The following is a 14,980-nucleotide window of genomic DNA, read 5'->3' on the forward strand; positions in this document are numbered from 1 at the left end:
GATTTAACCCACTTTTATTAGGAGGTAACACTATGGTTCGTTGGATGTTTATTTTTCTGGCACTGGCACTAATTTCTGCACTATTAGGCTTTACCGGTATTGCAGGAGCTGCTGCCTCTATCGCGCAAGTGATATTTTACCTATTCCTACTGTCATTAATTGTATCAATAGTGATTGTTCTACTGGGAAGAAAAAACGTAAATAGATAGGAGATTCCATGCGACTTACGTCATTTATTTACCGTATCGCCGCAGTATTCGGTTTGGTGTTTGCGTTGGCAGCTTGTAGTGAAGAAGGGCCAATGGAACAGGCCGGCAAAAAGATAGATGAAGCCGCCGAAGAAACCCAAAATGCGATTGAAGATGAATGTGAAAACATTAAAGAAAACCTAAACGCTGAAGACCAAGACTGTTAGCCGAATTAGGTTAGGTTTTTTACGCATAGCTATGTAAGAGAGGGGCGGTCAATCACCGCCCTTCCTTTTGTCCCAATTGTTTACAATCAGATAAGGAGTCAAAGATGAAAAACATATTTGATGTACTGAAAGAGAGTCATGAAAAGCAGCGCCTTTTACTCGATGCTCTGATGGAAACGTCTGGAGATTCCCCCGCTCGTGAAGAGTTTTACCACAACCTTAAAGAGGAACTCGAACAGCACGCAGCGGCAGAAGAGCGATTTTTCTACGCGCCTTTAATAGATAGCGATAAGACCATTGATCTCACTCGCCATGGCATCGCAGAGCATCATGAAATTGATAAAGTGATTGCACAGCTTGATGCAACCGATATGAGCTCGCCAGCGTGGCTCAACCTAATGAAAACCTTGCGTCACAAAGTGTTGCACCATCTTGAGGAAGAAGAGCAGCGTTTCTTCCAGTTAGCCGGTAAGGTAATGACCGATAAGCAGAAAATGAAACTAGCGGATGGTTATGTTGAAGAGATGGCAAGCTAGGTAGAGTGTTGGACCTTTTCGTGCCATTTCGGCACGGGAAGGCACTCAATCAAGGCGTTTACTCAAGTTCATGTATCCAAGCTCAATCCCCCGCGTATTCTAACTTCCACTAAAAAGTGCACTCGCTGAAGGCAAGGAGAGCGAATGTTTATCATCAAATATTATATTCTTGGCGCTCTGATCAGTTTATTGGCCGCTATCTATACGCCTCAAATTATCGTTAGTCTGCTGTTCTTGTGGATATCTCTTTCTTTAGCGTTGGTCAGCGTAGCCTACGTATTCGACATTCCCTCTATTTTTAGAAAAAACCAAGATGGCAAGATTGTCAGGTGGATTCGCTGGGCATTCATTCCATTTTTATTGGGGGCTAGAGCGTATAACGCCTGGGAAAGACGGCGTGATACTGTGCCTCCAATCCAAAAAGTCAGCGACAATTTATACCTATCTCGCCGTTTGTTTCAGAGTGACTTAGATTTTCTCGAATCCAATGAGATCTCTTGTATTGTCGATGTCACCGCAGAATTTGCAGGCCTTGAAAGTGCGATGACCGACAAGCAGTTTCATTACCTTTCGATTCCGGTACTCGACCACAAAGCCCCAACGCTAGAGCGCCTTCGCCATGCGATTAACTGGATTGATACTCAAATCTCGTGCTCGCGGGCTGTGGTTGTGCATTGTGCGTTAGGGCGTGGTCGTTCAGTGTTTGTTGTGGCGGCGTATTTACTGAGCAAAGACCCGTCACTGACGGTTGAATCTGTGATGAAAAAAATCAATGACGTACGTAGTACCGCGAGATTAAATAAATTACAGATTAGGACGTTACGAGCGATCAGTGAAAAAGGCGTACTGGGGCTGGATCAATCCACTTGGATGGTGGTTAACCCTGTTTCAGGTGGCGGCAAATGGGAGGAAAACGAACAGCACTTGATTCGTGAGCTAACCAAAAAATATCGCTTGAGTATTCATCAAACCACCACAAACCTCAGCGCCGAGCAGCTAACACAACAGGCAAAAGAAAGTGGAGCTAAGCAAATCATCGTAGCTGGTGGCGATGGCACAGTAACAGAGGTGGCTAGCCAATTGGTGGATACCGACCTAAAACTCGGTATTGTTCCGCTCGGAACTGCCAATGCGTTATGTCATGTGCTCTATGGCGTTGGCGCCAAATTCTCACCGGTCGAAAAAGCGTGTGAAGCGTTGCTTGGCGGACACTGCCAACGTATTGATACTGCGGACTGCAATCAGCGGCTTATTTTATTGGTCTTAGGTATTGGGCTAGAACAGAAGATGATCGAGCACGCTCAGCGAGAAGAGAAAAATGTTTTTGGACAACTCGCTTACCTCACTGGCTTTTTTAATGCTGTAGTGGCGGAAGAAACGCAAGCTTTAACCGTTTCGTTAGACGCTCCAACTGAAGATGGAAACCACGACAATAATACACAAACGCTTGAAGTCCATAGTTTTGTCGTTGCGAATATCGCTCCATTTAGTACGTTGCTTGCCCAAGGTGGTGATGCGCCGCAGCCTGATGATGGCAAGCTGCATATCACATATTTAGATAACACCGAGTCTTTAGGCGGACGTCTTATCGCCTTGTCGGATCTGACATTAACGAGCGTAGGTGCACAGGAAGAATCGACACATTTTCAATACGCGACGGCTCAGAGCGTCACTATTTCTGCGAATAAACCGATTGAGTATGTGATTGATGGTGAACTGTATTCTGATGAGCAACTAGCAATCAAGCTGCGTCCAAAGTCATTGAACGTATTTGTTCCAAGCCAGAGACGTAAATCAGCTTCGCTTTAACACTGTAATCCGCGGATAACGCGCCATTTGCTTCGTATTCTACATGGCGCTTTTTCTGTGTTGTTTGATGATTTGGTGTGCGTCGTAAAAAGGCTATTAAGGTCGCTGCGTAGATGCAGCGGCTTTTGTCTATCTGCACCTTTTTATTAGGTTGATTGGGGATGAGGGTTAAACAAAGTGAAGAAAGAAGGGCGAGTATAATTACTCACCCTGAGGTAAGTGCTTTTCAATTTCATCGTTTTCAACTTGTAAAGCAGCTAACCAATAAGAAACAAGTGCGGTTAAGTTGGTGTCGTCAATGGCTCTAAGCAGGGCTTTTAAATCATCTAACAGTAATTTATTCATAAAATGCATTTCTTTGTAATTACCTAGCTCGGCAACGCCGTATTCGGTGGCATTTTCTGCAATGAATTGTTCACCATCTTGGTCGAAAAACAGCTTCGCCATCTTTTTGATCATCACTTTTTCTATTTTCACGAATCGATATGCCGCTCTTGCGAGTGTCATATGTGATTGCGGGTTAACGAGAGGCAAACACGTTTGGCGATGGTGTGTCATTTTTACGAGTAGCTCCCTTACTCGATTGTTATCCAATGTCATAGTGACCTCTTTATTTATGACTATTGTCGTGGGACATTTCTCGTGATGGTTATGTTAATGCGCCTGTGGGCTTGTCAGAAATGGCCAAAGCAAGTTGGCCATTTCTTTGATCAATACCGAGCTTTATTGCAAAGGCGACCACCAAGTTTTAGCTAATAAGGCTGATGCTGCTGAGTTTTTCTTTGCAGCTTTTTATATCGCTACGAACTTTCAGCAGAACCGAGTTATCCGCCTGCTCTGGGTGGGAAGTAATCAAATTCTCAATCTCTTTGAGTACCTTGCTTTCGACACCTTCAAGCTGTTCTAAATACATAGACTCTTTGTCAGAGGACACTTCCTTCATCACGTCGCTGTAGACCTCACGCGCCTTGATGGTGTAGGAAACCGGAGTGTCGTCGGCAGATTCTTCATTGTTACTTGCTAGAGAGTAGGGAGTGAGCTCAATGACTGCACGCTCACGTACTCTGAGCAGTTCTACCAACACATTATTCAAAGAAGTGTTGTCAATGTTCTCGATGGCCTTGTTGTAAATTTCATTTCCGCTTTCGATAAGCTCAATGATTGAGGCGATGTTTTCATTTTTCATATGCCACTCCTTATTTACTGGTGATAGGGGTGTTTGAGCGTATGGAATACAAACACGATGTTTCATCCTTAATTGCAGGTTGTATGCCAATGAATTTTAAGTCTTATTAATCAGTGACTTAATGTCTTTTTTTGCAATAACTTGCTAACAGTCGGTAAGGCGCTAAGAAAAAATTACAAGAATGGCGGGGAAAGCTTGGAAAGAATTACACGTACAGATACGGCTTTTTATCGAAATGAAAATAAAATTAATAAAAAACAATAACTTAAAATTCTGGCATGGATATGGCTTTGTAGGGAGTAAGTGAGGTCAAACATTGTTTCACTTGATTCACTATTCAACTCATTAATGGAGGCTAGTTATGGCTACTACAAAAGAAAGCACAGTAAAACCTCAAGAGCAGTTAGAAGAAGCATATCACTTAGCGGAACAAGCCACGACGGAAGCCGTTGGCGCGATGAAAGACCAAGCCAAAGAGAAGCTGGATGTCGGTGCACAGCAAGTTCAGCAGGCGACTAAGTCGGCAGAAAATGTAATCAAGGAGCGCCCATTGCTGAGCATAGGCTGTGCCTTCCTTGCTGGTTGGGCGGTTTCGAAGCTGATCAAATAATAGTGGTCACCAAGGATTAAGCCACACAACAGAAAGGCGAGGCTTCACATGAATAACTCAGGGCAAGTTACCAATCAGCAATCAGGCTCGGCGGCTTCAGACAGCGGCCGAGCCCCTGATGGGGCAGAAGAACAGGATATCCAACAAACCATTAATGGTTTGAGCAGCATTCTTGCGCAATTGGACCAACTGACGAAATCGCTAAAAGCATGGTCAGGTTCAACGTTGGATTTGTTCCTCTTGGAGATGAAAGTTAACGTGTCCGCAGTGCGTCAGATTTTGCTGTGTACCGTTGTTTTTACCCTATTGTCGGTATTGTTCGTATTCAGTTTGTGCCTTGCCTCTGGGGTGGTGGCTTATCAGTTAACTGCCAACATATATGTTGCCGTGGGTGTATTTATCACATCATTAGGCTTGGCATTATTTGCTTTAGCCTGGTGGCAGAAGCGTTTAGTTGGATTTCTTGGATTCAAAAATACGACAGAACAATTACAGGAGGGGTGGGATGCGCTCGCTACAAAAGCTCAATCGAGCCATGCGGATCAAGCGGATGGAAGGTAAAGCGTCTCTAGAGCAATGCTGTTTGTCGATGGAAATGTTCACGTTTACCACCAAGAAGTTTGTGAGAGAAAACCCTTGGACGACATTAGGCATTAGTGCTGTCGTTGCCGTTACCGCAGCAAAAGCAGGTCGATTGTCTCGACTGACTTCTTCTATTTCGTCGATGGGGCTATTGGTTAGCAGCGTGTCTGATATTACCGATTCGCTCACAAAGCCGGTCGCGGCAGCTTCTCTGGATGAGTCAGGTGCGGAGCAAAATGGAAATGCAGCAACACAAGTAAGCAACGCTGCGACGACAGAGGGCGAACCACTCTAATAGCGGATTTCACCGCAAAGTTTTCTTACCGATTCTGAGCTTATTATGACAGCGAAATTGAACATTCCTGCCAACACTGCGATTGGTGCAACGCTTCTCGTCCTGTTACTCGTCCCAGGGCTGTATTTTGCCAAGCCAATATTGTTACCTATTGTGCTTAGCACCTTTATTTCTCTGCTGTGCAGCCCTTTCATTAATTATCTTGAAGACAAAGGCTTACCACGTGCTATTACCGTCGTGTTGACGCTGTCATTTCTAGTTGGCGCCTCAATTATTGGTCTTGCCGCCATGTCGGAGCCCGCCAAGCAATGGTGGTCTGAGCTGCCCAGTATCGTGAAAAATGTGTCGCAAGAAGTAAGCGAAGTTACTAAAGCTTCGGCTGATCACCTTAATACTCCATTGAATATCGCCAACGATATGAGTATGGATGAGGTCGGGAACAACACCGTATTTTCTTTGGTAAAAACGCTCGCGACCACTACGCCGACGATTTTGACACAAGCGATGATCGTGCTGTTTATGGTTTACTTTATGCTCAATCATGGACGAAGCTTATTTCGAAAGTCAGTGTCTTACTTACATGGGTTCGCCAAACAGCGCCAAGCGATTGAATTGGTCAAAGCGCTACAGAAAGACCTATCTCGATACATTGGCACCATCACTTTAGTGAATGCGGGGCTGGGGTTGAGTGTTGGGGCCGTGTTTTTTGTTCTAGGCCTTGAAGATCCATTTCTATGGGGCGCATTTGCAGGCGTGATGAATTTTGCGCCGTACCTCGGCCCTGTCATATCCATGGTGAGCTTTGGCTTTGTTGCTTATCTTCAGTTGGAGTCGGTCAGTTTTATGCTGACGGTGGTGTCTATCTATTTACTGCTCAATTTGATTGAAAGTCAGTTTGTTACACCAACACTATTGGGGAAAAGGTTTAACTTAAACCCGTTAGTGATTTTTGTTTGGCTTGTTTTTTGGGGCTGGCTTTGGGGCGGAATGGGACTATTGATCGGTGTGCCGTTGCTGGTTTGTATCAATATTTTGGTTGATCGTCTAGAGCTATGCCAATCAACCCAAAATCAAGCAAAACAAATCACCTCCGCGGACGTGGCACCGCGAGAGTGACTTGAGGAGCAAGCTGGTTCAACGAAACAGTTTTTCAGCGCTCACTGGCTGACTAAATAAATATCCCTGACCATAAATACAGCCTTTTTCGAATAAATAATCGGCTTGTTCCCGAGTTTCTATCCCTTCCGCGACGACTTTCAACGACAGCGTTTTTCCCATGGCAATAATGGCATTCACAATCGCGTTGCTGTCGCTATTACTTGGGACATCACTGACAAATGAGCGGTCAATTTTCAGTTTGTTGATTGGCAAACCTTTCAAGTAAGACAAAGACGAATAGCCAGTTCCAAAGTCATCCAGAGAAATCTCAATACCCAGTTCTCGTAATTGATTTAACGATGCAATGGCTTGTTGAGGGTCGATTAGTAAAAAGCTCTCTGTGATCTCCAAATCTAACCGTTGGGCAGGGTATCCGGTGTTATCGAGGATAGTACTTAATCGCTGAATGAAATTTGACTGCTGAAGCTGCAACGCAGAAACATTGACGGCGATTTTGCCAAACTCGATGCCTTGGTCCAGCCAAGCATTACCTTGCAAACAGGCTTGTTGTAACACCCACTCACCAATGCTTTGAATCAGCCCTGTTTTTTCTGCAATTGGAATAAAGTCTGCTGGTGGTACAAGGCCAAACTCTGGATGCTGCCAGCGTAATAAAGCTTCCACGCCGACAATCGTATTTTGTTCCAAATTGTATTGCGGTTGGAATTCTAACCGGAGTTGTTGTTTTTCTATTGCTTGATGCAAAGCGGATTGAATGCGTACATGGGATACGGATTTATCGGTCAAATCCGGTGAGTAAAACGCGTAGCCGTTGCGTCCATTTTTCTTTGCTAAGTACATCGCGGTGTCTGCGTTTTTCAGTAAGGTTTCACTGTCTTGACCGTCTCTTGGGTACAAGGCAATACCAATACTTGTCGAGACACGAAGTGAGTCGTGGTTTGCCAAGTCGAATGGTTGCTGGAATACGCTTAGAATATCGCCGACGGTTTCCAGTAAGGCAACATCACTATGGATGTCTGGCAAAATAATCACAAATTCATCGCCGCCAATGCGAGCCACATGCGCATTGAGGTGAAGCACATCTTGCAGACGAATCGCTAACTTAGACAGCAGTTGGTCACCACAGAAGTGGCCCATACTATCGTTGATGTGTTTGAAATGGTCGATATCTAAGAATAGGGTGGCAAACGTCTGCTGGTTTTTGTGTCCGGTTTCGATGTGTTGCTCGAGTAAGCTGAGTAAATGGGTGCGATTAGGTAGATTGGTTAATGGATCGTAAAAAGCCATGCGCTGCAGCTTTTCTTCGTGTGCCTTACGCACAGAGATATCTTCAAACACACAAATGTAGTTAATAAGGTGGTTTTTATCGTCCATTACGGCGCTAATGGTCGCTAATTGCGGATAAATGCTGCCATCTTTCTTTCTGTTGATGAATTCGCCTTTCCATTGGCCTTTGTTTTCGAGTTGATGCCACAACTGTTGATAGAAACCTTGATCATGATGACCTGAGCGCAGAATTCGTGGGTTTTTTCCTATCACCTCTTCAGAGCGGTAACCTGTAATTTGGGTAAAAGCCGTGTTTACATCAATGATGTTGGCATTGCGGTCTGTAATGACCATGCCTTCTTGCGAATTGTTGAAAATTTGGGACGCTAAGGAGAGCTGCGTTTCTACCATTTTTCGGCGGGTGATGTTACGTGTCATCCCCAGAATGCCGATTAAGTTTCCCGCATGATCACGGACAGGAGACTTAATGGTTTCTAGCCAAGTGGGGTTATTGTTTTCATCAATTTGACGGCATTCTTCAACAATATTTTGCGTGCCAGTGGCTACCACCAATTTATCGGCATCAATGAATTTTTCCGCACGTTCATGGCTAAACAGGGCAAAATCGTCTTTTCCAATGATTTCACTGTTGGTTTTTTGCCACGCGTTTTCTACGCTTCGGTTGGTCATCGAATAAAGGCCATCCATGCCTTTTATCCATACGTGGTCTTCAAGGCAGTCGATAAACTCTTGTAGTGTTGGTGTTGGCTTTATTTCCGCGCTTTGATGTCGCGTTTGTTCTTGCTGACAGTGCAAGTTGATATCAAAGCTGATCCGCCCCGCCATTGCGCTTAGCCATGCCGAAACAACCGTTGATTGATCATTAGGGTGAGTCAGTGTCAGTACGGCAAGCAATTCGCCATTAGGTAGCCAAACTGGTCCAATGCTCAAGGTTTGCTCTTCAAAGGGGGTATGGCTAACTGTAAAATCTGTCGGCGTAAAGTGATCGACAACTTGCGTTATCACATCGATGATAGCACGATGATTTTGGGTTGAGGTGGACACCTCAGTCGATAGCCACTGCTGAGTATCGCTCAGAGTATAAAGCTGTCCCTGAGCTTGAGTTAAATCACAGCATTGTCGCAGAACGTGTTGCCAGTCTGCCATCAAAGGCGAAGGAATAGCGAAGCGAAACATAATTAATAACGAGTCCTAAATCGCCCAAAGGTAATTATATTAGAATCTAGCGTAAGCTATTGGGCTTTGTGAGTATCGTATCCAACGCGTAGCTAAATCCTAGCAGCGTAAAGTGCTTTCTATCATTAAAATGTTATCTATATCTCTTTTTTATCCAACTTATTGCATCGTTTTTTAGGGCTTTTGATAGGTGATTAAGAAGCGTTTACCGCTTTGGTTTTCTTGCCCCATGAGACTTGCTGAATGACTAAGCCACTGATGATCAATACCAGGCCAATCAAGGTTGAAGGATGAATTTCTTCGCCGATGATGGTAGCTAACAACATGAGTGAGATAAATGGAGAAGCAAAGATCAGATTACTGATACGCGCGGTGTTTTGCGTTGATTTGAGTGCGCTCAGCCACAAAACGAAAGTGATCCCCATTTCAAACAGTCCGACATACGTCACCGCTGCCCAGCCTTTAGCTGAGATCATCTGCCAGTCAGCACCTTCATAAAGACTTAAACCAATGGCGAATGGAATAGCGACCAAAAAGCCGAGCAGAACGCCAACCACAGGGTCGGCCTTATTTTTGGTATTTAAAATCCAGTAACCGGCCCACAGCAGCGTTGATAGCAGCGCAAGACCAACACCCAACGGGCTCTCAAATTCCATGCCTAAAAGATTGCCTTGTGTGGCAATCACTATCACACCGACATAACTAAAACCGCAAGCCAGCCAGTCCTTACCACGGATCTTTTGTCCTAAGAAAACAGCGGCCATTAACGTTAAGGTGATGGCCCAGCTGTAGTTGATCGCTTGAGCCTGAGATGCGGGCAGCAAGTCATATGCTTTGAACAGAATAACGTAATACGCCAAAGGGTTAATCAACCCAAGCAGTAGGTAATACCAAGGGTTTGAGAAAAATGTAGCGCTTAACTGGCCCAATTTACCTTGCACACCACAGATTACTGTTAGCGCAATCGCAGAGACGATACTGGCAATGCATAGCATTTGAATCGGCGTAAATTCTGCTAACGTGAGTTTAAATGCGGTTGCAACGGTAGACCAAAGTAATACTGCTGAGAGCCCAAATCCTAGGGCGCGACGCTCGTTCATGATGCCTCTGCGTGATGATGTGCCGCTCGATTTGGATAATTTGAGCGGAAGAAAGAATATTATAGGAAGGCCTAGTGTATGCGAGGATTTTTCATCCAACAAACTGGACATTTATCCAGTGTCTAAATACCATTGTTATAGATACAAAACACAGGCTAACTCGCTATTATGCAATGGATTCTTGAGTACCAATCTCTCATTCTCTCTTCTCTTTGTGCTGCCACGCTTAGTGGTGTCGCTGCCGGTTGGTGGGTGAAACAGCGTTTTATCACCCAAACTCAGCTTCTCGAGCAACAACTTGTTTCAGAAAAACAGCTTCATCAACAGCAACTTGAACAGGTCAAGCAAAGCCTTGCCGATGCCCAGCAAGAGTTGGATGAATTAGATGATGAGCGCGATAAAGCCGCGTTTGAAGTACGCCAAACACATGGAAAGCTGATGGCAGCAATGGAAAAACTGCGTTACTTCGAGGCTGTAAAGCAAGAGCGCCAGCAATACTTTGATGAGCTTGGTCAAATGCGTGAACACAAATCACGTCTAGAAACGCAGCTGCGTGAACAGCAAGCTCGCCATGAGCAAATAAACCAAGCTAATGCCGAAAAACTGCAAATTTTAGAACAAGCGGAAGCACGCTTGAAACAACAATTTGAGCACTTGGCAAATCAACTGTTTGAAGAAAAAACCGCGAAGGTCGATTTGCAAAACCGTCAGAGTTTAGAAGGCTTGTTGTCACCGCTTAGAGAACAGTTAGAAGGGTTCAAAAAGCACGTTAATGACAGCTTTAGCCAAGAAGCTAAAGAGCGCCATACCTTAGTGCATGAGCTGAAAAACCTGCAACGTTTGAACGAGCAAATGACGCGCGAAGCGGTTAATTTGACCCAAGCGTTGAAAGGGGACAACAAACAGCAAGGTAACTGGGGCGAAGTGGTGCTCGCTAGGGTACTTGCCGAATCTGGCTTGCGTGAAGGGCACGAATATCAGACTCAGGTGAACTTACAAAATGAAGCAGGCAAGCGTTACCAACCTGATGTCATTGTGCATCTCCCACAAAACAAACAAGTGGTTGTGGATTCTAAAATGGCGCTGGTTGCCTATGAGCGCTACTTCAACGCCGAAACTGATGCTGAGCGCGATCAGGCTTTGAATGCGCACTTAGCTGCTCTACGTGCACATATCAAAGGGTTAAGCATGAAGGACTACCACAAACTCAAAGATATTCAGAGTTTGGACTATGTTCTGATGTTTATCCCGGTTGAGCCGGCGTTCCAAGTCGCGATTCAAGCCGATCCGAGCTTGATTAAAGACGCGATGGAGCAAAACATCATTTTGGTGAGCCCAACAACGTTGCTGGTGGCATTGCGCACCATTGATAATCTATGGCGCAATGAACGCCAAAATGAAAACGCCAAAATGATTGCGCAGCGTGCGACAAAACTCTACGACAAATTACGATTGTTTGTAGACGACATGGAGGGGCTCGGCGGTGCGCTGGATAAGGCGAATCAAAGCTATCAAGGTGCGATGAACAAGCTTGCCACAGGGCGCGGAAATGTGATTCGCCAAGCCGAAAGCTTTAAACACTTGGGAGTTGAAATTAAACGACCGATTTCTTCCGACCTCGCGCAGTTAGCGCAGAGTGATGCATTTTCAGAAAATGACCCGTTAGTAGAAAGACATCCGGCTGAGGATAAAGTAAACTAATCGCCCGCAGTGCAGTGGGCGATTTTATTTGTCAACAAACGCCCCGTAGAGGAAAGCGCTGCCTAAGAGGAATTAGAATGACGGACACAAGTTTGCAATCCAATACAGCGTTAGAGAATGAAACCACTCACTTTGGTTTCTCTACAGTGGCAAAAGACGAAAAAGTGACTAAGGTTGCCGAAGTATTCCACTCCGTGGCAACAAAATACGACATCATGAATGACCTGATGTCTGGTGGTATTCACCGCCTTTGGAAGCGCTTCACTATCGATTGTAGTGGCGCTCGCCCTGGCCAACGTATTCTTGACCTAGGTGGTGGTACGGGTGATTTGACGGCGAAATTCTCGCGCATTGTTGGCGATGAAGGCCATGTCATCCTTGCCGATATCAATAACTCAATGCTTAACGTTGGTCGAGATAAACTGCGTGACAACGGTATTGTGGGTAACGTGCATTACGTTCAAGCCAACGCAGAAGAACTGCCGTTCCCTGATGATTATTTTGATGTTATCACCATCAGTTTTTGTTTGCGTAATGTGACTGACAAAGACAAAGCGCTTCGTTCAATGTTCCGCGTACTGAAGCCAGGCGGCCGTCTATTGGTGTTGGAATTTTCAAAACCGGTGCTAGAGCCGTTATCGAAAGTATACGACGCATATTCATTCCACTTGTTGCCGAGAATTGGTGAGCTAGTTGCGAATGACTCAGAGAGTTACCGCTACCTAGCGGAGTCAATCCGTATGCATCCAGACCAAGAAACGCTCGAAGGCATGATGCAAGACGCAGGTTTTGAAAACACCAAATACTACAACTTAACTGGTGGTATTGTGGCTTTGCATCGCGGTTATAAATTCTAAGGGTTAACGGCATGCCATTTGAACCACTTATCACCGCTGTGATTGAAACGTCACTGAATACACTGATCAAAGACGACCCAGCATTGGGCCGTCGTTTAGCGCGTCTAAAAGGTCAAGTTATTCAAGTTCACCTGAAAGAGATCAATAAAACACTGACATTCGTTTTTAGTCAGCAAATTGATGTGCTTGGTCATTACGAAGGGCAGCCTAACTGCTATCTATCGCTCAACTTGAGTGTGTTACCAGAGCTGCGCGATCAGGCCAACATCACTCGTCTTATTAAACAAGATAAACTTGAACTCGAAGGCGATATTCAATTGGCGCAGAAATTCTCTCAGTTGATGGTGGATTGCAAACCAGATGTTGAAGAGTGGTTGTCTCGCGTGACTGGCGATGTCGCCGCACATACCTTTGTGCAAGGTTCAAAAAACATCGGCAACTTTCTTGCGTCTCAAGCAGAAAAACACCAGCGTCATCTTGCGCAAGTAGTGACTGAAGAATGGAAACTGGCTCCCGCTCCGTTAGAAGTGGCCTATTTCTGCGACCAAGTTGATGAGGTTCGCAGCCAGGCTTCTCGCATTGAAGCTCGTTTAACGGCTTTGCTGAATAAGCTGGATGCAGATAAGCCTGCATTGGAGAAACCATGACGCCAGCAGAACTAAAGCGCTTATACCACATCGCCAAAGTACAACTGGAATACGGCTTAGATGAGCTGCTTCCCGATCACCAACTGACCAAAGCTCCGCTTTTACTGCGCAAAAGCTTGTTTTGGATTAAGAACAAGCACCCAGAAAAACCACTCGGTGAACGTCTGCGTTTAGCACTGCAAGAGCTGGGGCCGGTTTGGATTAAGTTCGGTCAGATGATGTCGACGCGCCGTGACTTATTTCCTCCGCATATCGCTGATCCCCTAGCTTTACTTCAAGACCAAGTCGCTCCTTTTGATGGCGAGTTGGCAAAAAAGCAGATGGAGCAAGCATTAGGTGGTCCGTTAGAAAAATGGTTTACCGAGTTTGATATCAAACCACTGGCGTCTGCGTCGATTGCTCAGGTACATACTGCGCGCATAAAAGACACTAACCAAGAAGTGGTATTAAAGGTTATCCGCCCAGATATTCGCCCAGTCATTGATTCAGATCTAAAACTGATGCACCGAATGGCGCGTATAGTCGCCGGAGCGATGCCTGAAGCACGTCGTTTAAAACCAGTTGAAGTCGTGCGTGAGTACGAGAAAACCCTGCTTGATGAACTCGACTTGCGACGTGAGGCGGCGAATGCCATTCAGTTGCGCCGCAACTTTGAGGGCAGCGAAGAATTGTATGTTCCTGAAGTTTTTCCCGACTTCAGTAATGAAACTGTCATGGTTTCTGAGCGAATATATGGCATTCAAGTCTCTGATATTGAAGGCTTGAAAGCAAATGGCACCAATATGAAATTGCTCGCGGAACGCGGTGTGAGTGTGTTCTTCACTCAGGTGTTCCGAGACAGCTTTTTCCATGCCGATATGCATCCGGGTAATGTGTTCGTCAAACCCGAACATCCAGAGAACCCAATGTGGATAGGGCTAGATTGCGGAATCGTTGGTACACTTAATAGCGAAGACAAGCGTTATCTGGCGGAAAACTTCCTGGCGTTTTTCAATCGTGACTACCGCCGAGTGGCGGAGTTACATGTGGATTCAGGGTGGGTGCCTGCGGATACCAATGTCGATGAGTTTGAGTTCGCGATTCGCATTGTGTGTGAGCCTATTTTTGCTAAGCCATTGTGCGAAATCTCCTTTGGTCATGTGTTGTTGAATTTGTTCAACACGGCACGTCGATTCAATATGGAGGTTCAGCCACAGCTTGTACTGTTGCAAAAAACGCTATTGTACGTGGAAGGGCTTGGTAGGCAGCTATATCCTCAACTCGATTTGTGGGAGACCGCAAAACCATTCCTGGAGGAATGGATGATGAATCAAGTTGGGCCGCAAGCTCTAGTGAATGCGATTAAAGACCGCGCACCATTTTGGGCAGAGAAATTACCTGAACTGCCAGAGCTACTTTACGATAGCCTGAAACAAGGTAAAGCGATGAATCAACGTATGGATCAGCTTTATCAAGGGTATCGCCAGAGCAAGCGCCAGCAGGCGACAGGAAAGTTTTTGTTTGGCGTTGGCGCGACTTTAGTCGTATGCTCGGCAATATTGGTGAACGATGCTTTTGAGCAGCTTTCGTTGGCCTGCGGTATCGCAGGTGTCACATTTTGGCTGCTTAGTTGGCGAGCTTATCGTCAATAGACGTTAAACTCTTGAAATATTTTTGTTTG

Annotated in this window: 16 protein-coding genes; 12 read left to right on the forward strand and 4 right to left on the reverse strand. The window is 45.4% G+C overall.

From position 1 onward, the window contains the following. The first annotated feature begins 32 nt into the window (after nt 1-32). The 4 genes from R7Z50_RS15575 (at nt 33) to R7Z50_RS15590 (ending at nt 2,760) form a co-directional block, all read left to right on the forward strand. Nucleotides 33-209, forward strand: a complete 177-nt coding sequence (locus tag R7Z50_RS15575; RefSeq protein WP_005379177.1) for a DUF1328 family protein — start codon at nt 33-35, stop codon at nt 207-209. Nucleotides 210-217: 8 nt separating this feature from the next. Continuing rightward, the gene (locus tag R7Z50_RS15580) at nt 218-415 is read left to right on the forward strand and encodes a hypothetical protein (protein ID WP_005379178.1); all 198 of its coding nucleotides are present in this window, start codon (nt 218-220) and stop codon (nt 413-415) included. A gap of 104 nt (nt 416-519) precedes the next feature. Beyond that, complete coding sequence (locus R7Z50_RS15585; RefSeq protein WP_005379185.1) at nt 520-951, forward strand: hemerythrin domain-containing protein; 432 nt, start codon at nt 520-522, stop codon at nt 949-951. A 144-nt stretch (nt 952-1,095) separates the two neighbouring features. Continuing rightward, nucleotides 1,096-2,760 (forward strand): diacylglycerol kinase family protein, encoded by a 1,665-nt coding sequence (locus tag R7Z50_RS15590; RefSeq protein ID WP_053303419.1) that lies wholly within the window; start codon nt 1,096-1,098, stop codon nt 2,758-2,760. A 201-nt stretch (nt 2,761-2,961) separates the two neighbouring features. On the opposite strand, the gene R7Z50_RS15595 is transcribed toward R7Z50_RS15590, so the two are convergent. Beyond that, the gene (locus R7Z50_RS15595; RefSeq protein WP_005379193.1) at nt 2,962-3,360 is read right to left on the reverse strand and encodes a hypothetical protein; all 399 of its coding nucleotides are present in this window, start codon (nt 3,358-3,360) and stop codon (nt 2,962-2,964) included. Nucleotides 3,361-3,508: 148 nt separating this feature from the next. Beyond that, nucleotides 3,509-3,946 (reverse strand): DUF2383 domain-containing protein, encoded by a 438-nt coding sequence (locus tag R7Z50_RS15600; RefSeq protein ID WP_005379194.1) that lies wholly within the window; start codon nt 3,944-3,946, stop codon nt 3,509-3,511. Nucleotides 3,947-4,307: 361 nt separating this feature from the next. Between R7Z50_RS15600 and R7Z50_RS15605 the strand changes: the two genes are divergently transcribed. From R7Z50_RS15605 to R7Z50_RS15620, 4 genes are read left to right on the forward strand one after another with little or no spacing between them, the layout of a single operon-like run. Continuing rightward, on the forward strand, nt 4,308-4,556 hold the full coding sequence (locus R7Z50_RS15605) for a hypothetical protein (RefSeq protein WP_005379196.1): 249 nt from the start codon (nt 4,308-4,310) through the stop codon (nt 4,554-4,556). Between the two features lie 48 nt (nt 4,557-4,604). Then, entirely contained in the window at nt 4,605-5,117 is a 513-nt protein-coding gene (locus R7Z50_RS15610; RefSeq protein ID WP_318149143.1) for a phage holin family protein, read from the forward strand. Continuing rightward, a complete protein-coding gene (locus R7Z50_RS15615; protein WP_086046426.1) occupies nt 5,107-5,433 on the forward strand; it encodes a hypothetical protein in 327 nt (108 codons plus the stop codon). The genes R7Z50_RS15610 and R7Z50_RS15615 overlap by 11 nt, the downstream gene beginning before the upstream one ends. A gap of 45 nt (nt 5,434-5,478) precedes the next feature. Next, complete coding sequence (locus R7Z50_RS15620) at nt 5,479-6,549, forward strand: AI-2E family transporter (RefSeq protein ID WP_005379202.1); 1,071 nt, start codon at nt 5,479-5,481, stop codon at nt 6,547-6,549. Nucleotides 6,550-6,567: 18 nt separating this feature from the next. Here R7Z50_RS15620 and R7Z50_RS15625 read toward each other — a convergent pair whose 3' ends face one another. After that, the gene (locus R7Z50_RS15625; RefSeq protein ID WP_318149144.1) at nt 6,568-9,015 is read right to left on the reverse strand and encodes an EAL domain-containing protein; all 2,448 of its coding nucleotides are present in this window, start codon (nt 9,013-9,015) and stop codon (nt 6,568-6,570) included. Nucleotides 9,016-9,209: 194 nt separating this feature from the next. Continuing rightward, nucleotides 9,210-10,115 carry a DMT family transporter gene (locus R7Z50_RS15630; RefSeq protein WP_005379208.1) on the reverse strand — a complete coding sequence of 302 codons (906 nt, stop codon included), beginning with the start codon at nt 10,113-10,115 and terminating at the stop codon, nt 9,210-9,212. A 168-nt stretch (nt 10,116-10,283) separates the two neighbouring features. Here R7Z50_RS15630 and rmuC point away from each other — a divergent pair, with 168 nt between their 5' ends. The 4 genes from rmuC (at nt 10,284) to ubiB (ending at nt 14,951) form a co-directional block, all read left to right on the forward strand. Beyond that, nucleotides 10,284-11,816: a DNA recombination protein RmuC gene (gene rmuC, locus R7Z50_RS15635; protein ID WP_318149145.1), complete on the forward strand. Its 1,533-nt coding sequence runs from the start codon at nt 10,284-10,286 to the stop codon at nt 11,814-11,816. Between the two features lie 77 nt (nt 11,817-11,893). Continuing rightward, on the forward strand, nt 11,894-12,673 hold the full coding sequence (gene ubiE / locus R7Z50_RS15640) for a bifunctional demethylmenaquinone methyltransferase/2-methoxy-6-polyprenyl-1,4-benzoquinol methylase UbiE (RefSeq protein WP_005379210.1): 780 nt from the start codon (nt 11,894-11,896) through the stop codon (nt 12,671-12,673). A gap of 11 nt (nt 12,674-12,684) precedes the next feature. Further along, nucleotides 12,685-13,320: an SCP2 domain-containing protein gene (locus tag R7Z50_RS15645; RefSeq protein ID WP_005379213.1), complete on the forward strand. Its 636-nt coding sequence runs from the start codon at nt 12,685-12,687 to the stop codon at nt 13,318-13,320. Continuing rightward, nucleotides 13,317-14,951, forward strand: a complete 1,635-nt coding sequence (gene ubiB, locus R7Z50_RS15650) for a ubiquinone biosynthesis regulatory protein kinase UbiB (RefSeq protein ID WP_005379226.1) — start codon at nt 13,317-13,319, stop codon at nt 14,949-14,951. Before R7Z50_RS15645 ends, ubiB begins: the two co-directional genes overlap by 4 nt. Nucleotides 14,952-14,980: the final 29 nt, after the last annotated feature.

The organism is Vibrio sp. 1249-1 (assembly GCF_033340495.1).